The organism is Candidatus Accumulibacter necessarius, assembly GCF_036625085.1.
Genome location: NZ_JAZKUM010000019.1, coordinates 1 through 26,627, shown reverse-complemented (window position 1 = coordinate 26,627; position 26,627 = coordinate 1). Strand labels below are relative to the sequence as shown.

The window sequence follows — 26,627 nt, the reverse complement described above, 5'->3', positions numbered from 1 at the left end:
ACGACTTCTCAGCGGGCTTGTCGACTTTCTTCACCGGCGCCTTCTCTGCTGCCTTCTCGACGGCCTTTTCAGCCGGCTTTTCAACCTTCTTGTCGAGCGGTTTCTCCGGCACCCTGTCCACGGGCTTGCCGACCTCTTTCTTGACCACCTTCTCCGGCAACGCCTCCGGCGGTTTTGCCGTCTTCTTATCCACGGACCTCTCGGGCAGTGTCTCAGGCAGCTTGGTGGACTTCTTTTCGGCCGCTTTCTCGGGCACTTTTTCCACCGGCTTGACAACCTTCTTCTCGGCGGCCTTTTCAGGCGGAATCTCCGCCGGCTTGGCGACCTTCTTTTCTGCAGGCTTGTCACCTGCCTTGGGTACAGCGACAGCGGCCACCTTGGCTGCCGGCGCGGCGACCTTCGGCGGGGCGTCGCCACCGGCTGCACCGTTCGGCTGCTGGCCATCCGGCACGCTCTTCACCGCCGCCTCCGACGTCGCAGATGTCGCCTTGGCAGCGAGTTCCTTGGGCTTGAACGGCACCTGGTCCTGTCCGGGAATGCGAATCTGGACATCCTGCACCTGCTGTTTGGGCTCCTCGTCCATCACCATCGGCAGAACTACGGCGGCCAGTCCGGCAAACGCGACTGCGCCGACGAGGCGGCGACGAGCCCGTTTTTTCAGTTGCAGTTGCGGATCTGATGTTTCAGTCATCGGTAGCGTGGAGTCCACTCGTCTCGCTGGTGTCTAACGACCACTTTGCATGCTGCGCATGACGGCCGCGACCGTGTAGAACGATCCAAAGACGACAATTCTATCATTTTCCCCAGCCAGTTCGGCAGAACGCTCGAATGCTCGAACCGGTGAAGCAAGACATTCGACCTCACCGCCAAGATCTGCGGCTTTGATGGCGGCTGCCAGCAGCGAAGACGAAGCGCCACGCGGCACGTCGAGGTCGGCGAGCAGCCACAGGGCAACCTTGCCGGCCAGCGGCGCCAGCGAACCGGCGATATCCTTGTCGGCGAGCATGCCGACGACGGCGATGGTCCTGGCGAAGAAACCCATGTCGGCCAGGTTCTCGGCCAACCCAGTCACCGCCTGCGGGTTGTGCGCCACGTCGAAGACGATTGCCGGTTGCCCCGGCAGGACCTGAAATCGCCCCGGCAAGTGCGGATCGATCAGCCCGAGTCGGGTCGCCTGCATCGAAACCGGCAGTCGCTGCCGAAGCACATCGATGACGGCAAGCGCAGCGGCGGCATTGCGCAACTGGCACGCACCCCGCAGTCCTGGGTTTGCCAAGCCGCCGCGTCGCAGTCCTGCACGCCCCCAGAAGGTCCATTGCAGACGATCGCCGAAATATCCGAAATCACGGCCCAGCAAGTGCAGGTCGGCACCGATGGCCGCGGCCTGTGCAAGGAGTGATTGGGGCGGGTCGGGGTCGGCACACACGGCCGGTTTGCCTGCGCGGAAAATCCCGGCCTTCTCGAAACCGATCGACATGCGGGTCGCTCCCAGCCAGTCCGTGTGGTCGAGCGCAATGCCGGTCACCACGGCGCAATCGGACGCGTAGGCATTGACCGCATCCAGGCGTCCCCCCAGCCCCACTTCGAGAATCAGCACCTCCAGGGCCTGGCTGCGGAAAGCCTCCATGGTTGCAAGTGTACCGAACTCGAAATAGGTCAGCGGCACCTGTCCGGCCGCCTGCCTCGCTGCCTCGACCTTGCCAAAAGCTTCGCACAGCGCATCGTCGCTTATCGGCCGCCGGTCGATGCGCACACGCTCGTTGTAATCGAGCAGATGCGGCGAGGTATAACAGCCGACCCGAAAACCGGCAAGGCTGTAGATGGCTTCTAGGTAGGCACAGGTCGACCCTTTGCCGTTGGTGCCGCCGACGGTGATCACCGGACATTCCGGGTGCTGGCGCAACTCGTCCTTGACGCGAAGGACACGTTCCAGCCCCAGTTCGATCCCTCCCTGCCCGCGCGGATGCAGGCTTTCGAGGTGGGCCAGCCAGCCCGACAGGGACGCAGCCGGCGAGAGCGACGCAGACTCGCCCTCGGTGCCGCTCAACGCCCGCGCCTCACTGCAGTGCCGGCCGCTTCTGCAGCATGGCCAGCACCGCTGCAACCCGTTCCTTCATTTCGCGCCGATCGACGATCATGTCGATGGCGCCCTTCTCCAGCAGGAATTCCGAGCGCTGGAAACCCTCCGGTAAAGTCTCGCGAACCGTCTGTTCGATGACCCGCGGACCCGCAAAACCGATCAGCGCCCCCGGTTCGGCAATCACCACGTCGCCAATGAAGGCGAACGACGCCGATACACCCCCCATCGTCGGATCGCTGAGGATCGAAATGAAAGGCAGCCGGGCTTGCGAAAGGCGAGTCAGGATCGCCGTCGTCTTGGCCATCTGCATCAGCGAAAACAGTCCTTCCTGCATGCGCGCTCCGCCAGAGGCAGTCACGCAGATGAAAGGCACGGCATCGTCGACCGCCGCCTGCACGGCACGCACGAAACGCTCACCCAGCACCGAGCCCATCGACCCACCCATGAAGTCGAACTCGAATACGGCGAGAACCACCGGCAGGGTCTTGATCGCGCCACGCATCGCCACCAGCGCTTCGGTCTCGCCGGTCGCCGCGGTAGCGTCCTGCAGGCGCTCCGGATAACGGCGGCTGTCCTTGAACGACAAGGAATCGACCGGCAACACCTCGGAGGCGATCTCGCTGCGCCCCTCGGCATCGAGCAGCAGTTCGATCCGGGCGCGCGCGTCCAGGCGCTTGTGGTGACCGCACTTGGGGCAGACGTTGCAGTTGCTCGCCAGGTCGGTCGCGTAGAGCACCGCCTCGCAGGCCACGCACTTGCTCCACAGGCCTTCGGGCAGTGAAGACCGGCGCGCAATACCGTTGTCATTGCGCTTGATTTTCGGCGGCAGCAGTTTGTTCAGCCAGCCCATGTCGTTCCTCCTGACGTACTCGTTGCCGCGTCCATTCCGCGACGAATCTCCGCCACCAGGGCGAGCACGTTCGCACACGCCTGCGCCGGTACCGATTGCTCAATTTCCTCGATGATCCGGCTGCCGACAACCACCGCGTCGGCAATTTTCGCCACCGCGGCGGCGGTCGCCGCATCGCGGATGCCGAAGCCGACACCTACGGGCACGCCGGTACGGGCCCGGATGTCCGGGATGCGGGCGGCAACCGCGGCGACGTCGAGCGCGGCCGATCCGGTAACCCCCTTCAGCGATACATAATAGATGTAGCCGCCGGCAAGCGCTCCGACCTGTGCAATTCGCGCCGCGCTGGACGTCGGCGCCAACAGGAAGATCGGAGCGAGTCCATGGCGCCGCAGCGTATGCGCAAAATCGATCCCTTCCTCGGGGGGATAATCGACCACCAGAACGCCATCGGCACCGGCAGCGCCGGCGGCAGCCGCAAAGGCCTCGACGCCCATCGCTTCGATCGGGTTGGCGTAACCCATGAGTACAATCGGTGTCTCCTGGTCTGCAGCTCGGAAGTCGCGCACCAACCCGAGCACCTGACGGAGACTGACACCTTTCGCCAACGCGCGCTCGGAGGCGCGTTGAATGGTGGGGCCGTCGGCCATCGGATCGGAGAACGGAACGCCCAGTTCGATGATGTCGGCACCGGCGCGGACCAGGGTCTGCAGCAAGGGCACGGTCAACGCCGGATCGGGGTCACCGGCGGTGATGAACGGGATCAGCGCCTTGCGCCCCTGCGCCTGCAAACGCGCGAATACAGCCTGGATTCTTTTCATGGTCAGAATTTGATGCCCGATTTTTCGGCCACGGTATGCATATCCTTGTCACCCCGACCGGAGAGGTTGACCAGCAGAATCCTGTCCTTGCCCAGGGTCGGCGCCAGCTTACCGGCGTAGGCCAGGGCATGGCTAGACTCCAGTGCCGGGATGATGCCTTCGAGCCGGCACAGGTCGTGAAAAGCCTGCAGCGCCTCGACATCGCTGACACTGACATACTCGGCCCGACCACTGTCCTTGAGCCACGCATGCTCCGGGCCGACACCCGGATAATCGAGCCCGGCCGAGATCGAGTGCGTCTCGATAATCTGACCATTTTCGTCCTGCAACAGGTAGGTCCTGTTGCCGTGCAGCACACCCGGACGACCAGCCGTCAATGAAGCGGCGTGACGTCCGGTGGTGAGGCCTTCACCAGCCGCCTCGACACCGATCAGACGCACACCCTCGAACGGCAGGTAGGGATGAAAAATCCCCATCGCATTGGAACCGCCACCCACGCAGGCAATCACCGCGTCGGGCTGACGAGCGCAGTGTTCGTGCATCTGGGCAATCGACTCGCGGCCGATGACCGATTGAAAATCGCGCACCATCATCGGGTAAGGATGTGGACCAGCGACGGTGCCGATGATGTAGAAGGTGTCGGAGACGTTCGTCACCCAGTCGCGCATGGCTTCGTTCAAGGCATCCTTGAGCGTCCTGGAACCGCTGTTGACCGGCACCACGCTGGCTCCGAGCAGCTTCATGCGGTAAACATTGGCCGCCTGCCGCCGGATGTCTTCGGCGCCCATGTAGACCACGCAAGTCATGCCATAGCGTGCGGCAACGGTGGCCGTGGCGACGCCGTGCTGGCCGGCACCGGTTTCGGCGATGACGCGCGGCTTGCCCATCCGTCGCGCCAGCAGCGCCTGGCCGATGCAATTGTTGATCTTGTGCGCGCCGGTATGGTTCAGGTCTTCACGCTTCAGGTAAATCTGCGCACCGCCGAGGAGCTCAGACCAGCGCCTGGCGTGATAGACCGGACTGGGCCGACCGACATAGTATTTAAGTTCGTACTCGAATTCGGCGACGAACTGCGGGTCGTGCCGCGCGACGGCGTATGCTTCGTTGAGCTCGGCGAGCGCAGTAATCAGCGTTTCCGCCACGAAGATGCCACCGTAGGGGCCAAAATGGCCGCTGGCATCGGGTAAGTCATGGGCATGCATGGCCATCAACAATCTCCTTGCGACGTGTTGCGACAGGACGCTGGAACAGCGTCCGGGGAAAACCCTCAGTCGTCGCTTCAGGTATGTTTAGCCACGTAGCGGCGCCAGCACGTCCGTGTCCGCCCACCAGTCTTCCTGCGCATCTGCCATTCCGTCAAGACTTCATCTCGCGGCCGTCGCCGCTCATCGACCCAGCCGCACGCACTGCCGCCACAAAGGCACGCATCTTCCCGACATCCTTGATGCCTTTGCTCGCCTCAACCCCTGACGAGACATCCACTGCCTCGGGCCGCAACCGGCACACCGCCGCAGCCACGTTCTCCGCATCCAGTCCACCGGACAGAATCAACGGCCTGCCCAGCGCAGGGGGCACCAGTGACCAGTCGAATACCCTGCCGCCGCCACCGTAGCCGTCAACGAAGGCATCGAGAAGGATCGCCTGCGCACCAGGAAAGGCAGCCGCGTATTGTAGCAAATCCATTCCCGGCCTGACGCGCGCGGCCTTGATGTAAGGTCGGTCGAACTGCCGGCAATAGGCCTCGTCTTCATCACCATGCAGTTGCAGCAGGTGAATCGGCACCGCAGCGAGAGTCGCCCGCACGGTGAGCGGATCGGCATTGACGAAGAGACCGACAATGCTGACAAAGGGCGGCACGGCACGCGCCAACCGAACCGCCGTCGGCAGATCGACGTAACGCGGACTCGGTGGGTAGAATACCAGGCCAATGGCATCCGCCCCGGCGTGCACGGCTTGCTGCACATCCTCGACGCGAGTCAATCCACAGATCTTGATGCGTGGCGCCATCACCCAGCCCGGCCTGTTACGCAGGAATCGAAAGCGCCGGGTAAGAACAAAGTTGCAGCGGTGTGGGGTAACCCCCAGTGCGGCTGATAGCGCACCGCGGCGAGGTACAGTCCGGCAGCCGCAAAGGTCGGTGCCGCCAGGCGTCGATCACCACAGGCCAGCAACTCGGCGATCCATTCCGGGGAATGCTTCCCTTGACCGACGGCAACAAGGCTGCCGACGAGATTACGCACCATGTGGTGAAGGAAGGCCGAGGCCTCGAAATCAAAGACGACGAGATCGTCAAAACGGCGGACCTCGGCTCGGCGCATGATCTTCACCGGCGATATGGCCTGACACTCGGCGGCGCGAAAGGCGGAAAAATCGCGCTCACCGAGCAACAGGTCCGCCGCCGCCTGCATCGCCGCAACATCCAGAGGATGATGGTACCAACCGGCCTTGCCGTGCCAGGCCCCTGTCCGGTGCGCACGGTTGATCAACAGATAGCGATAGTGCCGCGAGTACGCCGACGCACGTGCGTGGAAGTCATCCGCCACGATCTGTGCCCAGCGCACGGCCACTGCTGCCGGCAGGAAAGTGTTGGCGCCGCGCACCCAGGCAAACATCGAGCGCTCCAACTGGGTATCGAGATGCACTACCTGCCCCAACGCATGCACGCCGGCATCGGTTCGGCCGGCGCAGACCACCGTTACCGGCACTCCGGCGAACTGCCGCAAGGCGTCCTGCAACGCATCCTGGACGGTACCACCGCCCGGTTGTTGCTGCCAGCCACGAAAGCTGCTGCCGTCATACTCTACCGCCAGGGCAAGTCTCATCGCTCACGCCTGTGCATGGCCGTAGAGCAGCACGACGCTGACCAGCAGCAAACCGATGATCAAATAATCGCGTCCAGGAAAGTGGCGATCGCGCAACTCGAACACCTCGCTGCTGCTGACTTCGGGCACGTCGAGCAACCGCCGCCAGTCGCGCGGCCGCGGTGTCGTCTCAAGGTACTGCAGGACCAGCAGTACCCGAACAATCCCGCGATCGGTATCGACGCCGCAGCGCCGCAGCGGCCACAGCAGACGATGCGCGGCAGTCAGGAATTCCGGCACGGACAGCCGCTGGCGTAGCACCGCTACCGCCATCAATACCAGCAACAAGCGCCCGACTTGCGTCAAGGCCTCGCTCAAACCCTCGGCACTGGGCGCCATGGCACCGCCCCAGACGGGCTCGCCAGCTCGACCCCAGGCAAGAATGACGAACAGGGACAGGAACAGCCAACGCGCTCCCCAGGCAAGCCGGATGGCACGTTGCAAAGCCAGACGACCGAACAGCGGCGGTACCAGAAAGGCCGCCGCCAACAGGCTGCCCTGCAGGCCCTGTACGGCCACCAAACTCAGGAGCCAGGCGACTAGGCAGGTGGTCGGGTGCAAGGTGGCGTTTTCGGTGAGCGCCCGGGATCTGCACTGGAACGGACCGCAGGCACGGAAGCACGCGGCCGGTTCGGTGATCGATCCCAAGCGCGCGGATCAGTCGCGCAATCCGGCAAGGAGGGCTCGCGCAGCTTCTCGTTGCGCCGTGTCCCCCTCGTTGGCGACCTCCTGCAAGAGTTCGCGAGCGCCTTCGATGTCGCCCATTTCCTGATACGCCCTCGCCAGGTCCATCTTGGTGGCCACCTCTTCGCCGGCACTGATCAGGGACTCCGTCCCGGCGTCGGCAGCCGTGGCGAAGTCGAACACCGAGCTCGGCTCGGTTTGCGACTGTTGCACCGAAAAGTTCGGGTTGACCAGGGTGTCCTCCTGGTCGGCCTCGAAGGAAAACTCCGGGGAAATATTCGGAGTTGACGCCTCCGCACGATCCTCGACATCAGGCTCAGCCAGATCCAGGCTGATCGACGACATGTCAAAGGCTGGATGCTGCATCGCCTCGCCGAGGACCGTCGACTCGGTCAACCGGACATCAAACTCCAGCGCCTCATCCAGAGCCTCCGCATTCGGCGAACCGATGTCGAGTACCTCCTCATCGGTTTCGGCGCGCGTAAGCGTCGTTACCCCCCAGTTCGACTCGCCAGGCACCTCCTGTCCAAGGTCGAACTCGAAATCGAGTCCTACTCCGGGCTCCGGAGCACTCGGCAAGGAGTCGGCCCCAACCAGCATGGTGACTGCGAGTGAGGTGGCGTCTTCCACCAGTTGCGGGCCAGGCGCTTCCACTACCGCCGGTATCGACGTGGTATCAGCCAGATCAAAGTCCAGGGCATCACCTTCGACGGTGTTCGGAAACGAGAGCGTCGTTTCCAGGTAGCCGTCGTCAACCTGGGCTGGCGGTCGCGGCGCCGGTTCGCTGCTGCCGAGATCGAAGTCCAGATCGGCAAGATCGGAAGGTTGCAGCTTGGCTTCTTCAGCCGGGCTCCAGGCCACCGCGGTCTGCACCGGCGGTACATCCACCAGTACCGGGACCTCCGGCGGCTTGGCGGGAGGCTTGACGAGCGTATCCTGCAAGGCGAACGCTGCCGCGGCGGCGCCCGCCAGCGCGGCATCGCGAGGTGCTGGCTGGGTCTGTGCGGCGGCACCGTAGAGTGGATTGCTCGGGTCAAGCTGGAGGCCCATGGCCACCGCCTTCTCCCATTCGGCGCCGACTCCGCCGGTGGCATCGTGAAGTTCCGTGGCCAGTTTGGAGAACGGCTTGAGATCCTGTCGATTGAGGTAAATCTCTAGCAACTTCAGATGAATGGCGTAACGCCGTGGATCCTTCTGCCTGGCCTCAAGAAGGATCTCTTCTGCCTGCGCATCGCGGCCGTACGCCATATAGACATCGGCTTCGGCAACGGGATCGACCTCATCGGTGTCAATGCTGCCCGGACCCGCCTGGCTGAAGTCGGTCTGGACCATCGAGTCGGAGGTATCCACACTCTGGCCGCCGGCGCTGTTGAAGACCGACTTGGCGACCATGGCCTCGCTGAGGGGCGAAAGGGTACTGGTCGCACCCAACGGCACCTCGGCGTTGCTCGGACGACGACGCTTGGCCAGCCAGTAGGCAGCGAGCAGGGCCGCGATGGCTCCGCCTCCGGCCAGGAAGGCCGTACTTCCCAGCACGTCTTCGATGAAACCCGGCTCTTCCGGCGGCGTGACCACCACCGGCTTGGGCTTTGGCTGTTCGGCCGGCTGCGGTGGTGGTGGTGGCGCAGGCGGCGCCACCTCGACCTTGACTTCAGGCTTGACTTCCTCGGGCTTAACCAGCGCTTCCGCCGGCTTGCCATCGGTCAGCTGCTGGTCGGCAGGCTTGGCGACGGTCACCCCTGCGGCGGCAGCGGGAGGAGGTTCTGCCTTGACCGGGGCAGGCACGGCACTGGCCGTCGGCGCCGGCAAAGGGGCGGCGGCAAGGTTTGCCGGTCGTGGCTCTTCCGGCATTTTCCTGGCTTCGACGGGAGGCGTGGTCTTGCCAGCGGCCTGTCTCTCCAGGTCGGCCAGCGTCTGGCTCTTGAGTTCAACCAGTCGCTGCAGTTCGGCCACGTTCCGCTCAAGGCTCGCCAGACGCTCATTGGCATCCTTGAGCGCCTTTTCCTTGGCGATCAGGTCCTCGTCGGTTCGCCTCGATGCGGGCAATGGTTTGACGCCGGCAAGGTCGGTTTTCGATACCTTGAGTTGATCCTTGGGTTCGCTGGACGGGCCTGCCCGGTCTTCCACCCTGGTGGTGATCCTGCCGGCAGCCTGCTGCCGTGGCACCTCCTCCCGGCTCGGCAAATCGCCAGCCACACCGGCGAGCTTCCGACGGTAGGCTCCCCAGTCCGATGACTGGGCGGCAATCACCGTCTTCGCTTCTTCCCGCGGAATCGACTCGAGAGCCGCTTTGTCCGGAACCGAAAGAATCTTGCCCGCTTTCAGGCGATTGATGTTGCCGTGGTCGAAGGCGTCCTGATTCGCCCGAAACAGGGCCAGCAGCATCTGGTCGAGAGACACCCCATCAGGCCGCAGTTCGCTGGCAATCTTGCCCAGTGTTTCGCCGCGCCTGACCTCGTAGGTACTCCCCCCATCCATGGGTTTCTGCACCGATTCGCTGGTCCGGCCACGGTAGGGCGCGGGCCTGGCCGGCTTGTCCTCCAGCGGGCGCGTGTCGACGGTCTGTCGCGCTACGGCCACTGGCCGGGCGATGGCCGGCGCCGAAGCCGCTGTCGCCTTGCTGGTGAACTCGGGTGGATCAAGCAGGAAAGTGTATTCACGAATCAAGCGGCCGGTTGGCCAGTTGAGTTCAAGCAGTAGATCGACGAACGGATCGTTGATCGGCTTGGTCGAGGTCAACCTGATGATCGCCTGACCATTCGGGCGCTTATCGACGGCCAGCGTGATCCCCGACAAGGACGGCGCGAAGTCCACACCCGCTTGTTTGAAGGCGTCCTGCGAAGCAAGCTGGGCTTTCATCCCGGCAAGCTCTTCGCGGGTCGCAAAGACTTCCAGTTCCGCGCGCAAGGGCTGTCCCAGCGCCGAAAAGACGTTCACCTTGCCGAGCCCGGCAGCCTCGGTAGCCACAGGCAAAGCCGTGAGCGTCAGTGCCGACGCCACCGCCAATACCGAGGTCCGCAGTCTGAGATTGCTTGCTGTGAGATTTGTTTTCTTGGCCACGGCGCCACCTTGAGCGTCGAAATCGGGATTATTAAAATAACATCATGAAGTTAGCCATGCAAGCTAAACATGCGGCGGTAGCGGCAGCCGGCTGCACCCCGGAAACCGGACGCGCAAGCCTGGTTTTTCTCCATCAATCAGTTATCGATCAGAATCCGAAGCATCCGGCGTAGCGGTTCGGCCGCCCCCCACAGGAGTTGGTCACCGACAGTGAACGCACCGAGGTACTCCGACCCCATCGCCAGCTTGTGCAAACGGCCCACCGGGACCGAGAGAGTGCCGGTGACGGCCGCCGGCGTCAGTTCGCGCTCGCTGGCCTCGCGTCGATTCGGCACTACTTTCACCCAGGGGTTGGCCTGCGCGATAATGTCCTCAAGGTCGGCCAGAGGAACGTCCCGCCTGAGCTTGATGGTCAGGCCCTGCGAATGGCAGCGCATCGCGCCGACACGCACGCACAGGCCATCGACCGGGATGCTCCCGGGAGTGCGAAACGCGGGCAGACCGAGAATCTTGTTGCACTCGGCACCGCCCTTCCACTCCTCCTTGGACTGACCGCCCTCGACCTCGGCATCGATCCAGGGAATGACGCTTCCGGCCAGCGCCGTGTTGCGGAAATTGGTGGTCGGAAAGGCCGCTGAACGCATGCTTTCGGCAACCTTGCGATCGATCTCGAGGATCGCCGAAGCCGGTTCGGCCAGTTCAGCCCTCACCGCGTCGTGCAGCACACCCATCTGCTGCAGCAGTTCACGCATGTTCTGAGCCCCGGCTCCCGAAGCGGCCTGATAGGTCATGGCGCTGATCCATTCGACCAGGTCGTGCCGGAACAGGCCGCCAAGCCCCATCAGCATCAGCGAAACCGTGCAGTTGCCGCCGATCCAGTTGCGGCCGCCTCTGGCCAGCGCATCCCTGATGACCTCAAGGTTCACCGGGTCGAGGATGATCACGGCGTCGTCGTGCATGCGCAGGGTCGAAGCGGCGTCGATCCAGTGTCCTCGCCAGCCGGCGGCACGCAGGCGGGGGAAGACCTCCTTGGTATAGTCGCCGCCCTGACAGGTGATGACGATATCCATCCGGCTCAGGGCCTCGATCGACATCGCGTCCTGCAGCGGCGCGGCCTCCTTGCCAGCCAGCAGCGGCGCCTTGCCGCCGACTGCCGAGGTCGAAAAATAGAGCGGCTCGACGTGCTCGAAATCACCCTCTTCGACCATCCGCTGCATCAGCACCGAGCCCACCATGCCCCGCCAACCTACCAGACCAAGCTTCATCATGTTCTTACCTTTTTCCTTAACCCGATTCAAAGTGCCGCCAGCACTGCGTCACCCATTGCGCGGGTACCCAGCTTCTGCGTCCCAGGCTCGTAGATGTCGGCCGTCCGATAGCCCAGTGCCAGCACTTTCCTGACGGCGCTCTCGATGCGCAAGGCGGCATCCTCCTGCGCAAACGTGTAGCGCAACATCATCGCCACTGAAAGGATCGTGGCCAGCGGATTGGCCAGCCCATGACCAGCAATGTCCGGAGCGGAACCGTGACAAGGCTCGTACAGACCCTTGTTGTCGGCATCCAGCGAGGCCGACGGCAACATGCCGATCGATCCGGTGAGCATCGCCGCTTCGTCAGACAGGATGTCTCCGAACAGGTTGCCGGTGACCAGCACGTCGAACTGCTTCGGATTGCGCACCAGTTGCATCGCTGCATTGTCGACCAACATGTGGCTGAGTTCGACATCCGGATATTCGGCGGCCGTTTCGTTGGCCACGTCGCGCCACAGCTGGGTCGTCTCGAGCACATTCATCTTGTCGACCGAGCACAGCTTCCGTTTGCGCTTGCGGGCCGCTGCGAAAGCAACGCGCACAATACGGCGAATCTCGCTTTCGCTGTAGTGCATGGTGTTGAAGCCGAAGCGCTCCTGGTGACCATCGACCGTGCGCATTTCAATACCGCGCGGCTGGCCGAAATAGATATCCCCGGTCAGTTCGCGGACGATCAGGATGTCGAGCCCGGCCACCACTTCCGGTTTGAGCGTCGAAGCATTGGCCAGTTCGGAATAAAGGATCGCCGGGCGCAGATTGGCAAACAGGCCAAGTTGCTGGCGAATGCCGAGCAGACCACGCTCGGGACGCTGCGCGCGTGGCAGGTTGTCCCACTGCGGGCCCCCGACAGCACCGAGCAGGACCGCGTCGGCGGCCTTGGCGAGGCGCTGCGTGGCCTCCGGGTAAGGCTCACCGGTAGCATCGACCGCGCAGCCGCCGAGCAGCGCTTCTTCCAGCTCACAGCGCAGGTCGAGCGCCTGCAGCACGCGCACCGCTTCGGCCATGATTTCCGGGCCGATACCGTCGCCGGGAAGAATGCAGATCTTCATTTTCGCTCCCTCAGGCAAACAACCAGGGCTGCTCGATGCGCCGCCGGTCTTCAAAGGCCTTGATCAGTTCAGCATGGCGCAGGGTCAGACCGATATCGTCCCAACCGTTGAGCAGGCATTCCTTTCGGAAAGCATCGACGGCAAACGGCAAGGCCCGGCCATCGGGGCGAATGACCTGCTGCCGCTCGAGATCGATCAGCAGCCGATAACCCGGCGTCGCCCCGACCAGCGCAAACAGCGCATCGATCTCGGTGGCCGGCAGGACGATCGGCAGGACACCGTTCTTGAAGCAGTTGTTGAAGAAGATGTCGGCGAAACTCTCGGCGAGCACCGCGCGAAAACCGAAGTCGAGCAAGGCCCAGGGGGCGTGTTCGCGCGAACTGCCGCAGCCGAAGTTCTTGCGCGCCAGGAGAATCTGCGCGCCCTGATAGCGTGGCTGGTTGAGCACGAAGTCCGGATTGAGTGGCCGCCGCGAGTTGTCCTGTCCGGGTTCGCCGACATCGAGATAGCGCCATTCGTCGAACAGGTTGGGGCCAAAGCCCGAACGCTTGATCGACTTCAGAAACTGCTTGGGAATGATCGCGTCGGTATCCACGTTGGCCCGGTCGAGCGGCGCCACGAGTCCCTCAAGGCGAACGAACTTGTCCATACTCCTCCTTGTCAGGGCCGCTTCAGCTGGCCGCCCTCTCGATGGCCTGGCCACCCTTCTGGATATCCTTGCCCAGGCCGTGCATGGTATTGCACGCCGGCAGCGACAGCGCCGCCAGAACCAGCATCAGCATCCACGTCGCTTGCTTCATGTCCTCTCCTGCCCCCTAGAGCCACTCGCCGACATCGCAGAAGTGCCCGGCGATCGCCGCGGCGGCAGCCATTTCAGGGCTGACGAGGTGAGTCCGTCCGCCGGCCCCCTGTCGCCCTTCAAAATTACGATTCGAGGTCGCGGCACAACGCTCTCCGGGTTCGAGGCGGTCGGCATTCATCGCCAGACACATCGAACAGCCCGGCTCGCGCCACTCGAAGCCGGCAGCGATGAAAACCTGGTCCAGTCCCTCGCTTTCGGCCTGCTGCTTGACCAGCCCCGAGCCCGGAACGACCAGGGCCTGCCGGATGCTGCCGGCCACCTTCCGGCCCCTGACAATCCCGGCGGCAGCTCGCAGATCCTCGATCCGCGAGTTGGTGCACGAACCGATGAAGATCTTGTCGAGCCAGATCTCCCGAATCGGCAGGTTCGGGCGCAGCCCCATGTAGCTCAGGGCACGCTGCATGCCTTCGCGCCGCGTCGGATCCGGCTCACTGGCCGGGTCGGGGACACAGGCATCGACCGGCACCACCATCTCCGGCGACGTACCCCAGGTCACCTGTGGCCTGATGTCCGCCGCCGACAGTTCGACGACGCAATCAAAGTGGGCGTCGGGATCGCTGTGCAGCCGGCGCCAGGCCACGACGGCACGCTCCCACTGCTCGCCCTGCGGAGCGAACGGACGACCGCGCAGGTAGTCGATCGTCACCTCATCGACGGCCACCAGACCAAGGCGGGCGCCCGCTTCGATGGCCATGTTGCAGAGCGTCATCCGCCCCTCCATCGACAAGCCGCGAATCGCGCTGCCGGCAAACTCGATGGCATAACCCGTGCCACCGGCAGTACCGATGCGGCCGATGATGGCCAGCGCCACGTCCTTCGCCGTCACGCCTTTGCCGAGCACCCCATCGACCTGCAGAAGCATCGTCTTCGACCGCTTCTGCAGCAGGCACTGCGTGGCCAGCACGTGTTCGACCTCGGACGTGCCGATGCCGTGCGCCATGCAGGCGAAAGCGCCGTGCGTACTGGTATGCGAGTCCCCACAGACGACCGTCATGCCCGGCAGCGTCGCACCGCTTTCCGGGCCGACGACATGCACGATGCCCTGGCGCGGGTCCCGGAACGGGAAGTAGGCCAGCGCACCGACTTCACGGATATTGGCATCGAGCGTCTCGACCTGCAGACGCGACACCGGGTCCTCGATACCCCGGTCCCAATGGTCGGTGGGTGTGTTGTGGTCGGCCGTGGCGACGATCGAGGACACCCGCCAAGGCTTGCGGCCAGCCAGCTTGAGACCTTCGAAGGCCTGCGGGCTGGTCACTTCGTGCACCAGATGGCGGTCGATGTAGATCAGTGCGGTCCCATCCGCTTGCTGATGGACGACATGGTCCTGCCAAAGCTTCTCGTACAAGGTCTGCGACATCGATGAATATCCTGCGAGGTTCGCCCCCGGTGGGCAACATGAACGGCTGGATTATGTCACACCGCGATCAACACTGTCAGCGCCAGCGCATGCGTCCAGGTCAGCCTTCTTCACCCACGTGGCGACGACAACGAGTCCCACCAGCGCAAAGGCCGAACTGATGGCATAGGTCGGGGCCGCGCCCCAGGCATCCCATGTCCAGCCGCTGAGCAGGCCGCCGACCAGGCCGCCGGCGCCGAACGACAGGCTCGAATACAAGGCCTGCCCGCGCGCCTGGCAATGACCAGGGAACCAGCGGTTGACGGCGGCGATGGCGGCGGCGTGATAAGCGCCAAAGGTCAGCCCGTGCAACAACTGCGCGAAGATCATCACCGACAGCCAATCGGCGCCCCAGGCGATCAGCAGGAAGCGCAGCACGGCAGCGGAAAAGCTGACCAGCAGCAGGGTACGCAAACCAAACCGGCGTAACAACCCGGCCATGAAGAAGAACACCACGATCTCGGCGACGACGCCGAGCGACCACAGGCAACCGACCAGAAACTTGCTGTAGTGATGATCGGAAAGGTGGATCGAGTAGAAGACGTACAAGGCGCCGTGCGCCGCCGACATCGCAAAACACGCGGCGAACAGTGCCCTGACGCGCGCTTGACGGATGATCGTGGCCACCGGCAGATGCGCCTCGGCCGACTCCGACGGCAGCGCCTCGGGAACCGCCCAAGCGTAGACCAGGATACCGCCCAGCGTGCCGACGATCACCCACAACAAACCCGGCAGGGGCACGCGGTCGAGCAGCGCGCCGGTACCCATCACCGCGGCGATGAAACCGATCGAACCCCACAGCCGGATACGGCTGTAACGCGCCGGTTCCGCGCGCAGATGGTCGAAGGTCAGGGTTTCGACCAGCGGCAACGCAGCGCTCCAGAAGAAAGCCAGGAGGGCCATGGCCATCAGCATCGGTACGAAGCCGCTGACGACGAAAAATGTCGAGAAACCCAGCAGGCTGAGCAGGCCCGCCAGACGGACGACAGCCACCCGCTGCGCCAGTCGATCGGCGAGTACACCCCACAGATAAGGGGCGAACAGCCGCATCAACTGCATCTGCGACATCAACAGACCGATATCCCAGGCCGAAAACGACAAGGACTGGAGATAAAGCCCGAAATACGGTGAAAACGCGCCGATGAAGGCGAAATAGAAGAAGTAGTACCCGGAGAGGCGCCAGTAGGGCAGAGCGTGCATCCGGCAATTCTACCGGATGCACCCGACCCCGCCGGGTGACGAACGGCTCAGCCGCCGCTCTTCTGCGCCACCAGCATCCGGTACATCTGGTCTTTCAGCCACACCCGATGTTTCTTCATGTTTTCGATCGTGAAGTCGTCGACCGGCAGGTCTTCCTCCTCGAGACGTTCGACTTCCCTGGTCAGGTTCTGGTATTGATCATACAAGTGGCCGAACTGCTCGCTCGACGCTTGCAGTGCGTGAATGAAATCGAGGTATTCAGGGAACTCATGGTGAAGATCGTGATGCTCAACTTGCATGATCGTGGCCTCTGGCAAATCCCGGCCCGCCCTATGCGCGACCGGACCGCGCGATTATAACCATTGGCAAGGCCACCCGTCATCCCGCCACCCTACCCGGAATGGGTGGGGTGTTGCTCGACACATCGGCGCACTGGGCACGATGTCGCAAGGCTTGGTCGATCAACACCAGGGCCAGCATCGCCTCGGCGATCGGCGTCGCACGGATGCCCACGCAGGGGTCGTGTCGACCGTGCGTTTCGACCATTGCAGCCTGTCCGTCGAGCGTCACCGTGCGGCGCTGCAGGCGGATGCTCGAAGTCGGCTTGATGGCCAGGTTCACGATCACTTCCTGGCCACTGGAGATGCCGCCGAGCACGCCCCCGGCATGGTTGCTGAGGAAACCCTGCGGCGTCATCTCGTCACCATGCTCACTGCCCTTCTGGGCAACGCAGGCAAAGCCGGCCCCGATTTCGACGCCCTTGACGGCGTTGATGCCCATCATTGCATAGGCGATCTCGGCATCGAGACGACCATAGACCGGCTCGCCCCAGCCCGCCGGCACGCCGTTGGCCGTCACCGTGATCTTCGCACCCACCGAATCGCCGGACTTGCGCAGACGGTCCATGTACTCCTCCAGTTGCGGCACGATCGCCGCGTTCGGGGCGAAAAAAGGATTGCCGTCGATCTCGGCCGCGTTTACGAAGGGAATCTCGATCGGCCCGAGCTGGCTCATCCATCCTTGGATTCTGATCCCAAAGCGCTCGGCCAGCCACTTGCGGGCGATCGCCCCGGCCGCCACACGCACCGCCGTTTCACGCGCCGAGGAGCGGCCGCCGCCGCGATGGTCACGAAAGCCGTACTTGCGGGTATAGACGTAATCGGCGTGTCCGGGCCGAAAAGTCTCGGCAAGATTGCCGTAGTCCTTGCTGCGCTGATCCTGATTGCGGATCAACAGGGCGATCGGCGCGCCCGTCGTGCGGCCCTCGAAAACGCCGGACAGGATCTCGACTGCGTCGGGTTCGCGCCGTTGCGTTACGTGCCGCGAGGTCCCCGGCTTGCGGCGGTCGAGTTCCCACTGGATGTCCGCAGCACTGATCGCCAGGCCGGGCGGACAGCCATCGACCACGCAGCCAATCGCCGGTCCGTGTGATTCACCAAACGAAGTCACGGCAAACAGGGTGCCGATGGTGTTGCCGGACATGGTCGCCTCTGGAATGTTAAGATGGCTGCAAAGTCTACCACAGCCCTGCGCGCCCCCCGGCGCACGGCACGGGTCAGGACATCGGCGCGTCCAGGGCCGTAGACCGGACACCAGCGGGCGCACCAGGCAGTGCGCTGGCGGTGCAGAACATTCGTTGATCGAGGCTCGCCAGATGACCCGCAATCCGACACGCCCCGGCAAGCCATCCACCCCCGCCCCGAAATCCGTCGCCCCGCAGCGCCCGGCGGCGGTCGACAATGCGCTGCGCCAGGCGCAAACACGCTGGCAGCGCACCACCCGCTATGGCTGGGACAAGGGTGGCAGCGGCGGCGGACGCTGACGCGAGGACTTTCGGTCGCCCGACCGGGCCTGCGCGGCGGGCGATGGTGCTCTGCCGCCAACCTGAAACAAAAAACCCCCAGGGAAAAACCTGAGGGTTTCCGGCATCCGGAAGGGCGGTTTATTTGACCACGGCAACCGCAGCGATGGGCTTGGCTTCCGTCTTGACCTCGGCCTTGACCTCCGGCTTGGTTTCAGCTTTGGCTTCAGGCTTGCTGTCGGTCTTCGCGGGCTTGGCAACATGCTTCACCGGGTGTGCCTGGTGCGCCTGCTTTTCTCCCTTGACTTCGGTCCTGGCTTCAGCCTTGACGTCGGTCTTGGTGGCAGCTGCGGTCGTCGGGTGGGCTGCGTCGGCCTTCACCGTCTCGATGGCTTTCGGTGCTTCCACCTTCTTGTCGGCAGCCGCCGGGGCCGTCACCTTGGTCGCCGGGGCGACGGAGGTCGTCGGAACAGCGGGCGTATTTCCCTGGGCAAAAGCAGCGGAAGCAAAGCCAGCGGCAACAACCAGAGCGATCACAGTCTTCGTCATTTTGAATCTCCTTGGGCAGTCTTGATTGATTTGGTTTCGGACACTGCGTTATTGCAGCGCCTTGTGCCGAATAACGCCGTCGTCTACGCAAGGGATGTCAGGACAAGTGTAAGGCGATGTATCGCTCTGTGACCGCCGCGTTGATCGCGAAAGCAAGGGTGCGTACGTTCAGAGCAGGCCGGAAGCGATGTTGATCGTCAACGCCAGGATCGTGGTGTTGAAGAAGAAAGCCAGGACGCAGTGTACCAGTCCGGTTCGGCGCATTGAGCGGCTGCTCAGGCTGACATCGGCGGTTTGACCGGAAGTGCCGATCACACAGGAGAAATAGAGAAAGTCTCCGTATTCCGGCGCATGACCGCCTGGAAAGTCGAGGCCGCCGGGATTGCCCCGCGCCTGCGCAGCGTAAAAATCATGCGCGTAATGCAACGCGAACATCACCTGCGTGAACGCCCAGCAGGACACGATGGTCAACGCCGCCAGGCCGACATGGGCAAGACGCAGTGTCTCGTGCGTGTTCTGCGCTACCCCGAGCTCGACGACGATCGCCACGAGCCCCACGATCGCCGCTGCGACGACCAACGCGAGGACCACGATTCGCCCTTCGTCCTGCTGCAACGCCCGTGCCCGGATTCTTTCGTGGGTCGATCGGAACATCATCCACACCGCGAGCAGCAGGTAGAGACACGCCCCGACGTTCCAGCCGATGATCGCGCGCGTGTTGCCGGGCAGCGCCAGCGAACGCGGAAGAAGAAATGCCGTCATCACCCCGATCAATGCACAGATGAGCAGCCGGGGCCGCGCCATGAGCACGCGCACCAGCCTGGGGCGCGGGGATTGCACAGGAATGTCCGCCATGCGCGTATCTTACCCCGGAAAACGCCCATCGGAATTACACGGGGAGGTCCAGGGCAAGGCCGTCATCGGGGCAGCGCTGCGCTGGTAGACACCGACCGCCAGACGTCTTGCCGGGAAGGTAGCGCAGGCCGCGGGAGCAAATGCCTTCCTACTGGCGGTAGCCGCAGTGGTATCCGACCGGAGACGCACAACCTGGTCGTCGAGCAGCCACCGTTCCATATTATTGTTCTAGGATGTCTATCTGCACGGTTGCGACATCAGGCGCATGGACCACGAGATCAGGAGTGCCCTCGACCTGGCGCTCACCGACGCCATTCGCCAGGGGCGAGTGCTCTGCGACAACGAAGCGGCCATGACCGAACCGGCACGCTCGATCCTGAGTGTTAACGGCTAATCTCAGATCCGGTTGCACACGCGTGGGCCACGCTCGTTAGAGGAGATCCCGCCAGGCAAACTGCAGCTTGTCGCCAGTGATCTGCTCGAACGCCAGGCCCTTGCCGTCGGCAGCGACGAGCATCTGCGAACGAACCTGGAGTGGTTTGAACGCAAACGAATGGACCATGATGGAGAGGGGGGTGAATGCCATACGTCTTAACAGGCCATTCAGAACGGCTGCAAACAGCTTGCCACGCTCCTGCTTCATTCGGGTAATTGAGTCTTTATCCGCCATATGCTGCTTACGCTGTTGTGCTTACCTTCTGCTTACCGCCGCTATTCTTGCTGGCTTGTTGCCACAGTTGAATTCGGTGCATCCACCATTCACCAAGCACTCTGCCCCGTTCCGGATGCCGCTAAAATAGTGCAAGGCTTGTTTCAATTGGCGGAAGCGGTGTCCGCCATTTGGCATACTCACACCGTATCATGCAATGTCATGAACCCTTTATTTGCAAGGCTTACAGGCATATCGCTTGACTCACACCGTATCATGGACGGAACATACAAGCTCATCTTTTTTGATGGGACTCATGATGGAACGGCAATCTAGCACGTATGGGATCAAGCGAGGCGCATGGCGACATGGCGCCCGAGGTCCGGAAACGTGGTCGGCGAAAAGTCAAAGCGCTGTCGCCAATCGAGGTGCAGCGACTCACTACGCCGGGCATGCACTTCGTCGGCGAGGTCGCGGGCCTGGCGCTGCTCGTCAAGGTGACTGGCGCACGGAGTTGGATACTGCGCTGCTCGATTGCCGGCAAGCGGCGCGACATGGGCCTGGGCGGCTTTCCTGATGTGACTCTGGCAGATGCACGTCGGCGCGCACGCGACATGCGCGAACAGATCGACAACGGAGAAGACCCCATTGGCCAGCGTCGGGAAGCGCGCGCTGCACTGGCGGCGAAGCTCGCAAGGCGATGACGTTCAGCCAGTGCGTCGACGCCTATCTCGACGCGCACAACGAGTCGTGGAGCAATCCCAAGCATCGGCAGCAGTGGCGCAACACCTTGACCAGTTACGCCGGGCCAGTCATCGGCGGCTTGGACGTAGCGCAGATCGAGGTCGGGCATGTGCTGAAGGTCTGCAGCCGATCTGGTCGGAGAAGACAGAGACGGCAGCCGGCTGCGGGGCCGCATTGAAAGCGTGCTGTCCTGGGCGACGACCGCGGGCTACCGGGCCGGCGAGAATCCGGCGCGATGGAAAGGCCACTTGCAAAACCTGCTCGCCATGCCGTCGAAGATTGCCAAGGTCGAACACCATGCGGCGCTTCCCTATCGAGAGCTTGGCGCATTCATGGCTGATCTGGCCAAGATGCCCGGTATGGGCGCGCGGGCGCTGGAATTCGCCATCCTGACGGCGGCGAGGTCGGGCGAGGTCCGCGGCGCGACCTGGGCAGAGATCGACATGGAGGCCGCGTTATGGACAGTCCCCGGCGAGCGCATGAAGGCGAAGAACGAGCACACCGTACCGCTTTCAGACGCGGCGCTGGCCATCCTGCGGGCGCTGCCACGCGAGGGCGTCTGGTATTCCCCGGCGCACGGGAAGGCCGGCCGCTGTCCGACATGAGCCTGACCGCTGTACTGCGGCGCATGGGCCGCGGCGATCTGACTGCGCACGGATTCCGTTCGACGTTCAGAGACTGGGCCGCAGAGCAAACGGCGTACCCGTCTGAGGTTGTGGAAATGGCACTGGCGCACACCATCACCAACAAGGTCGAGGCGGCTTACCGGCGCGGCGATCTGATCGAGAAGCGGCGCAGGCTCATGGGCGACTGGGCGCAGTTCTGCGCGAAGGCCCCGAGCGATGGCAAGGTGCGGGCTGATCGAATCTTTTTGCGGTGCTGGGGCTTGTCGCAAACAGTAATCGCTCCCTGTCACAAAATCACGACACTTCGTTACAAAATAATTACAAAGCGGCTTTTCGCATAGTCTCGATTGTCTCAAGACATATCAAGCCGTAACAGTGCGCAGTCCATTTCAGGCAAGCGGCCGACAGATTTTCCCGGCGTGTGACGGCAGCGGCTTTAGTCCGGAGCAATTTCCGATGCAGCTGCGCATAACGTCGGGGGTCGGACCGTATAATAGCCTCACACCGTGTTCTAGGAACTCATAGAGGCGCGGATTTCACAACTTTAACAAGGAGGTACAGCAACTAATTCACGGGGCAAATGGGGACGCACCAATTGCGTTATGGCATAAAAATCGGAGAGAGGTTTCTTCACCATGCACAGACTTGACCGGACCATACTCGCGCCGCATTGGCGCAATTTATTAAGGATTCATCATGAATTCGTCATCACCCGAACTCGTTTCTCGCAAAAAAATCGCCGAAGGCGTCGAGGCGAGTTTTCCCAATTCTGATTCGGCGCATCTTCGGCGAAAAGAAGTCGGCCTTCCCGACGCTCTCAAAGATTTTGATCTCCTTCCTGATTCGGCCAGCGTTCGACTGCCGGTAGTCCGGGGGCTGAAAGCGTGTTCGTCCGCAACGATCTGGCGCATGGTAAAGCGCGGCGACCTGCCCGCGCCCCGAAAACTCTCCCAACGCATCACAGCTTGGAACGTCGGCGAGCTTCGAAAATCCCTTGCGGGTTAATCGGAGGCTAACCATGACGACCAACGAAAAAGCCGCTCCGGAGGCTAACCGGGCGGCTTCAAGCACTGCATTCTCTAGCCGCAATTCTACCGCAACTGACCCGCTGAAGGGATGGTTCCTCAGTATCTCGACGACGGCTTCCTGCGTCGTCAGTTTGTCCGCACCAATGGCCGCGGCGCTGCTCGCTCTGATCCAAGGAGGGCGGCTATGAACGCTCCCCTTGAATTCACCCCGGCCATAGACGACAACAGCGAAATTGACACTTCTGGTTGTTCGCCAGAAAAAGGCGACAAAGCCGAAGAACCCGATAACGGAGCCTTCATGGCCGCCGTGTTTCATGCGCTGCCGGATGGCGCGGCCGCGACCGTCACATCATTCTTGGGCAACCCCGCTACCTCAAAGCAGTGGGGAAATTGCGCGCCATTCGGGAAGATCGAGACACCGGCGACTGCAAACAATTATTTCTGCGTGTCCAGCCACTATCCCGGCGATGATGGGGTAGTTCGTCGGAAAAAGACCAATTTCGCGGGTCTGCACTGCATAATGCTTGACGACATCGGAAACAAGATTCCGGCTGATCGCGTGAGCATGGCCCCGAGTTGGTCTATCGAAACAAGTCCTGGCAATCATCAAGTAGGTTTCATTCTTGACGGGCCGGTACTCGACGCGGCGGCGGCTGATCGGCTGATGAATGCCATCATCACCGGCGGGCTGTGCGATCCTGGGGCGAATGGTCCCACGGCCAGACTTGCACGGCTGCCGATAGCGATCAACGGCAAGTATGAAGGTCCGTTTCAGTGTCGCCTGGTGGAGTGGCGCCCCGATCTTCGCTACTCAGTGGAAGCGATTGTCGAAGGGTTGGAAATCGAGCTCGCCCCGGCCGGCCGGCCGAAACGCCAGCGCAAAAGCGCAGCGGTCCGTTCAGCCCCGGCAGAAACCGCGGACGATAACGATGATGTGTATCTGGCTGCCCCGGCGGCAAATCCGGTCATTGCAGAACTGAAAAAGCGCGGCATGTACAAAATGCCTCTCGGCGGCGCAAAGCACGACATCACGTGCCCATGGGTTCATGAGCACACCGACGCGCTAGACACCGGCGCGGTGTATTTCGAGCCCGACGACCTGTACCCCCGTGGCGGATACCACTGCTGCCATTCGCACGGGCCAAAGTTCAAGATCGGGGCGCTGCTTGAATTCCTCAGCGTTGACGTCGTCTCGGCGAAAATGAAGCCGACCATCAAGGTGTCCGGCGGCGAGCTGCATCGCATTGTTGATCGAGCCGAGCAAGAGCTTGCAAAGAGCGGCAAGTATTACCAGCGTGGCGGGCTGATCGCCAGCATATCCACAGACCCGGCGACGGGAGAAAGCCAGATCATACCGACCAGCAAACCGGCGATGACGCGCGCCCTTTCCTGCGCGGCCGTGTGGCTGAGATTCGATAAGCGGTCTGATGAGTGGGTAGCGTGCGACCCGCCAGAGCGGCACTGCATTGTGCTGTTCTATGCCCAGACCTATGCGCACATGCCCCCATTGTCCGGCATCGCCCGACAGCCCTACATGCGGTCCAGCGGGCATATCGTATCGACCGCAGGCTACGACACAGATAGCGCAATGTTTGGCGTCTTCGATGCGCGGCAGTTCAGCATCCCCGACAGTCCCGGCAAAGAAGATGCCGCGGCGGCGCTGGGCCGTTTGTCCGATCTGCTCAATGAATTTTCCTTTGCCGCAGAGTGTGACAAGGCAGCGGCGCTCGCCATGCTGCTGACGGCGGCGATACGGCCATCGCTGCCGCACGCGCCCATGTTCCACGTCCGGGCGCCAGTGCAGGCCAGCGGCAAGTCGTTTCTGTGCAAGCTTGCTACGGCGCTGGCAACGCCCGCCCCGCCATCGCCTGTATCATTTCCGGATTCGGAAGAGGAGTGCGGCAAGCTGCTGCTCGCGCTCCTGCTCAAATCCCCGGCCGTGATCGAGTTTGACGACCTGAACACGGACCTGCTGCCGTTCGACAAGCTGAAAACGGCCATCACTGAGGAGAGCATCGGCGGCCGAATCCTATGCGCGTCCAAGGATGCGACGGTCAGCACCCGGACGCTGTTCCTGTCCAGCGGTAACAACGTCGGGCCGATCAAGGATATGTGTCGGCGCGTGCTGACGATCAACATTGACCCGCTGTGCGCAACCCCGGCGGAGCGCCGTTTCAAGCGCCCCAACTTGCTGCGGGAGGTTCGCGCCAATCGCGGCAGGCACGTGTCCGACGTGCTGACGATCGTCAAAGCATGGGCTCTGGCCGGCCGGCCGGAATCCGACATCTCCCCTATCGCCAGTTTCAGCGATTGGTCTGGCTACTGCCGGCATTCGCTCATCTGGCTTGGCTTGCCCGACCCGGCAACGACCTTGTTCGCTCAGATGAGTGACGACCCCGACGCGGAACTACTCGGGCGCCTGATAAAAGAATGGACGGATGCACTCGGGGCGGCCGCGGCTGGCGTGCGTGATCTGGTGGCGCGTGCAGATTTTGACAAGGCCGGCGAGTTATCGAGCGTGATCCGCGAAATCGCGGAAGATCGCGGCGGCGCTATCAATCGGAGTCGTCTCGGCTGGTGGATCAAACGCCATGAAGGCCGTTTTGTCGATAATCGGCGAATCCTCCCCGACAAGTCGGCGGGCGGGAACGCCAAAGTTTGGCGGATCGTATCGGGTTCTTCGGGTTCGGCGGCTTTTTCCAGCCAACAACCAAAAGTGTCAATTCCTCTCTCGCGTTGGTGAGGTCGAGATATGACAACGGCCGAGATCCTCAAAGCACCGGCGGCGGATGGCGTGACTCTCGCGCTGTCGTCGTCCGGGGCGATCCAGGCGGCGGGAGAACGAGCCGCGGTCGGCGGAAGCGGGAGAAATACGATTCCGCCAGGTTGTTGGTCGTGCCATCATCGGCGCGGTACGCCTTGCCGTGGTTCACCCGGCGGACCGCGTACTTGGCAGGGAGCCGGTCGTAGGCGTCCGCTTCGTCGGCACAGATCACGGAACCCTTGGCGAGGTAGACCGGCGCCAGCTTGCCGATGTCGGCCTGGTTCTCGTTGTTCAGGATGAAGGTCAGCGTCTTCCTGGCCCCGGCGTTGCCGGCCTCGACCTCCGCCTCGGTGTAGGCCTCGCGCATCACCAGGATGCAGCGCTTGTCCGGGTCTTGATTCTCCGCCAAGCGCCGGTCTACCCGGTCTTCCTTCTTGTTCGCCGGCCGGACCGTCCCGCCAACGTACGCCCCGTCTACGTGAATCTCGCCCTGCAGGGCGGATTCGTCCCGGCTCACCAACAGGCTCTCCCGTAGCTTGTGCAGGAGGACGTAGGCGGTCTTGTGGGACACGCCCAGGTCGCGGCCCACCTGCAGGGCAGAAATGCCCTTCACGGCGTTGGCAAACAGGATCGCCGCCGCAAGGTACAGGCGCAGGGGCAGCTTGTGGAAGGCGAAGATCGTTCCGGACGTGACGGAGAAATCTTCCTGGCAGCCCGCGCAGCGCCAAATCTTGCGGGTCGGGCGGAAATAGTGCCGGTGCGCCATGCCGCAGTGCGGGCAGACCACTTCCTTCCCTTCGCCCCAGCGCAGGTGGCGGAACAGGGCAAAAGCGTCATCGTCACTCATGGCCAGGACCTGAACCACGGACAGGGTACGGGCTTCGGCTTTCAGCAGGAAATGTAAACTCATCGCGCCGGCTCATGGGGGTGGGTCATGAGGATCAGTGTAGGACTCTACGGGCTCACAGAGTGAGCCCGCCAGAAAAAAGTTCGGCGCCGCCGTGGGGCTCCTCAGAGATTAGGGGTGGTTGCTCCATAATGCCGGAAATTTCTGGTTGGTGATGGGCAAATGGCCATGAGCAATTGCCAAGACGCGGCCGTCTTGGAAGCGTCTAGCGATCTGCACTACTTACGTGTTCCACGCGGGTTGTGAATACCGCAGTGGCTCCTTGATTCATCGTCGCACCAATCGTGCCTGTTCCGCGCTACAATGCCCGTGAGGGCGAGGTGGCTACGCAACTAGTTTGGGCATTTCCAGATCTCGGCCGATTGCCACGTCAGCGACAGGTGTGTGGTAACTGTAGTGCAGATGAGGTCCGTGGTGATTTCGCCCGACGGTCGGTGGGAATCGTCACCAAGAGCTCGCGGGCCCGTTGCGACGTGTGCCTGCGCTGCGGCACAGCCAGGTCTAGGTAGCCGACACGTATGGGCGACT

24 protein-coding genes and 2 pseudogenes are annotated in these 26,627 nt (G+C 62.8%); 5 read left to right on the top strand and 21 right to left on the bottom strand.

What is annotated here, in order from left to right; translation table 11 throughout:
* From V5B44_RS26420 to aroC, 17 genes are all read right to left on the bottom strand, one after another.
* Positions 1–691, bottom strand: a 691-nt coding sequence (locus V5B44_RS26420) for a hypothetical protein (protein WP_332362322.1), incomplete at its 3' end; no start/stop codon positions are given.
* A 33-nt stretch (positions 692–724) separates the two neighbouring features.
* Positions 725–2,047 (bottom strand): bifunctional tetrahydrofolate synthase/dihydrofolate synthase, encoded by a 1,323-nt coding sequence (folC, locus tag V5B44_RS26415; protein WP_332362320.1) that lies wholly within the window; start codon positions 2,045–2,047, stop codon positions 725–727.
* A 10-nt stretch (positions 2,048–2,057) separates the two neighbouring features.
* On the bottom strand, positions 2,058–2,930 hold the full coding sequence (gene accD / locus V5B44_RS26410) for an acetyl-CoA carboxylase, carboxyltransferase subunit beta (protein WP_287653764.1): 873 nt from the start codon (positions 2,928–2,930) through the stop codon (positions 2,058–2,060).
* Positions 2,918–3,751, bottom strand: a complete 834-nt coding sequence (gene trpA / locus V5B44_RS26405) for a tryptophan synthase subunit alpha (protein WP_332362318.1) — start codon at positions 3,749–3,751, stop codon at positions 2,918–2,920. The genes accD and trpA overlap by 13 nt, the downstream gene beginning before the upstream one ends.
* Before the next feature lie 2 nt (positions 3,752–3,753).
* Entirely contained in the window at positions 3,754–4,959 is a 1,206-nt protein-coding gene (gene trpB / locus V5B44_RS26400; RefSeq protein ID WP_434735535.1) for a tryptophan synthase subunit beta, read from the bottom strand.
* Between the two features lie 148 nt (positions 4,960–5,107).
* A complete protein-coding gene (locus tag V5B44_RS26395; protein WP_434735534.1) occupies positions 5,108–5,758 on the bottom strand; it encodes a phosphoribosylanthranilate isomerase in 651 nt (216 codons plus the stop codon).
* Positions 5,758–6,573 carry a tRNA pseudouridine(38-40) synthase TruA gene (gene truA, locus V5B44_RS26390; RefSeq protein WP_332362317.1) on the bottom strand — a complete coding sequence of 272 codons (816 nt, stop codon included), beginning with the start codon at positions 6,571–6,573 and terminating at the stop codon, positions 5,758–5,760. The genes V5B44_RS26395 and truA overlap by 1 nt, the downstream gene beginning before the upstream one ends.
* 3 nt (positions 6,574–6,576) lie before the next feature.
* Complete coding sequence (locus V5B44_RS26385) at positions 6,577–7,173, bottom strand: hypothetical protein (RefSeq protein WP_287666911.1); 597 nt, start codon at positions 7,171–7,173, stop codon at positions 6,577–6,579.
* A gap of 96 nt (positions 7,174–7,269) precedes the next feature.
* Positions 7,270–9,774 carry a FimV/HubP family polar landmark protein gene (locus tag V5B44_RS26380; protein WP_434735536.1) on the bottom strand — a complete coding sequence of 835 codons (2,505 nt, stop codon included), beginning with the start codon at positions 9,772–9,774 and terminating at the stop codon, positions 7,270–7,272.
* Between the two features lie 719 nt (positions 9,775–10,493).
* Entirely contained in the window at positions 10,494–11,624 is a 1,131-nt protein-coding gene (gene asd, locus V5B44_RS26375; RefSeq protein ID WP_332337739.1) for an aspartate-semialdehyde dehydrogenase, read from the bottom strand.
* Positions 11,625–11,650: 26 nt separating this feature from the next.
* Positions 11,651–12,715 carry a 3-isopropylmalate dehydrogenase gene (gene leuB / locus V5B44_RS26370; protein ID WP_332337738.1) on the bottom strand — a complete coding sequence of 355 codons (1,065 nt, stop codon included), beginning with the start codon at positions 12,713–12,715 and terminating at the stop codon, positions 11,651–11,653.
* A 10-nt stretch (positions 12,716–12,725) separates the two neighbouring features.
* Entirely contained in the window at positions 12,726–13,364 is a 639-nt protein-coding gene (gene leuD, locus V5B44_RS26365; protein ID WP_287653773.1) for a 3-isopropylmalate dehydratase small subunit, read from the bottom strand.
* Between the two features lie 22 nt (positions 13,365–13,386).
* Complete coding sequence (locus V5B44_RS26360; RefSeq protein ID WP_287653774.1) at positions 13,387–13,515, bottom strand: entericidin A/B family lipoprotein; 129 nt, start codon at positions 13,513–13,515, stop codon at positions 13,387–13,389.
* A 15-nt stretch (positions 13,516–13,530) separates the two neighbouring features.
* Positions 13,531–14,937 (bottom strand): 3-isopropylmalate dehydratase large subunit, encoded by a 1,407-nt coding sequence (gene leuC / locus V5B44_RS26355; RefSeq protein ID WP_332337737.1) that lies wholly within the window; start codon positions 14,935–14,937, stop codon positions 13,531–13,533.
* Between the two features lie 51 nt (positions 14,938–14,988).
* The gene (locus V5B44_RS26350; RefSeq protein WP_287653777.1) at positions 14,989–16,176 is read right to left on the bottom strand and encodes an MFS transporter; all 1,188 of its coding nucleotides are present in this window, start codon (positions 16,174–16,176) and stop codon (positions 14,989–14,991) included.
* A 47-nt stretch (positions 16,177–16,223) separates the two neighbouring features.
* Entirely contained in the window at positions 16,224–16,475 is a 252-nt protein-coding gene (locus V5B44_RS26345) for a YdcH family protein (RefSeq protein WP_287653778.1), read from the bottom strand.
* A 79-nt stretch (positions 16,476–16,554) separates the two neighbouring features.
* Positions 16,555–17,658, bottom strand: a complete 1,104-nt coding sequence (gene aroC / locus V5B44_RS26340) for a chorismate synthase (RefSeq protein ID WP_332362312.1) — start codon at positions 17,656–17,658, stop codon at positions 16,555–16,557.
* A gap of 154 nt (positions 17,659–17,812) precedes the next feature.
* Between aroC and V5B44_RS26335 the strand changes: the two genes are divergently transcribed.
* Entirely contained in the window at positions 17,813–17,998 is a 186-nt protein-coding gene (locus V5B44_RS26335) for a hypothetical protein (RefSeq protein WP_332362310.1), read from the top strand.
* Positions 17,999–18,118: 120 nt separating this feature from the next.
* Here the strand turns inward: V5B44_RS26335 and V5B44_RS26330 are convergent, their stop codons facing one another.
* Positions 18,119–18,526, bottom strand: coding sequence for an amine oxidase (locus V5B44_RS26330; RefSeq protein ID WP_287666926.1), 408 nt, complete (start codon positions 18,524–18,526; stop codon positions 18,119–18,121).
* Positions 18,527–18,694: 168 nt separating this feature from the next.
* A complete protein-coding gene (locus V5B44_RS26325; RefSeq protein WP_332362308.1) occupies positions 18,695–19,381 on the bottom strand; it encodes a DUF1345 domain-containing protein in 687 nt (228 codons plus the stop codon).
* Positions 19,382–19,646: 265 nt separating this feature from the next.
* Between V5B44_RS26325 and V5B44_RS26320 the strand changes: the two genes are divergently transcribed.
* On the top strand, positions 19,647–19,775 hold the full coding sequence (locus V5B44_RS26320; RefSeq protein WP_332337733.1) for a hypothetical protein: 129 nt from the start codon (positions 19,647–19,649) through the stop codon (positions 19,773–19,775).
* Between the two features lie 36 nt (positions 19,776–19,811).
* On the opposite strand, the gene V5B44_RS26315 is transcribed toward V5B44_RS26320, so the two are convergent.
* The gene (locus tag V5B44_RS26315; RefSeq protein WP_332362306.1) at positions 19,812–20,051 is read right to left on the bottom strand and encodes a hypothetical protein; all 240 of its coding nucleotides are present in this window, start codon (positions 20,049–20,051) and stop codon (positions 19,812–19,814) included.
* Positions 20,052–20,398: 347 nt separating this feature from the next.
* On the opposite strand from V5B44_RS26315, the pseudogene V5B44_RS26310 reads away from it, so the two are divergent.
* From V5B44_RS26310 to V5B44_RS26300, 3 genes and pseudogenes are all read left to right on the top strand, one after another.
* Positions 20,399–21,621: pseudogene (locus V5B44_RS26310) on the top strand (tyrosine-type recombinase/integrase); the annotation flags it as partial.
* A 475-nt stretch (positions 21,622–22,096) separates the two neighbouring features.
* Positions 22,097–22,405, top strand: a complete 309-nt coding sequence (locus V5B44_RS26305) for an AlpA family phage regulatory protein (RefSeq protein WP_332361450.1) — start codon at positions 22,097–22,099, stop codon at positions 22,403–22,405.
* A 543-nt stretch (positions 22,406–22,948) separates the two neighbouring features.
* Complete coding sequence (locus V5B44_RS26300) at positions 22,949–25,171, top strand: hypothetical protein (protein WP_332361587.1); 2,223 nt, start codon at positions 22,949–22,951, stop codon at positions 25,169–25,171.
* Between the two features lie 109 nt (positions 25,172–25,280).
* Here the strand turns inward: V5B44_RS26300 and V5B44_RS26295 are convergent.
* A pseudogene (locus V5B44_RS26295) lies at positions 25,281–26,102 on the bottom strand (IS1595 family transposase); the annotation flags it as partial.
* Between the last annotated feature and the right edge of the window lie 525 nt (positions 26,103–26,627).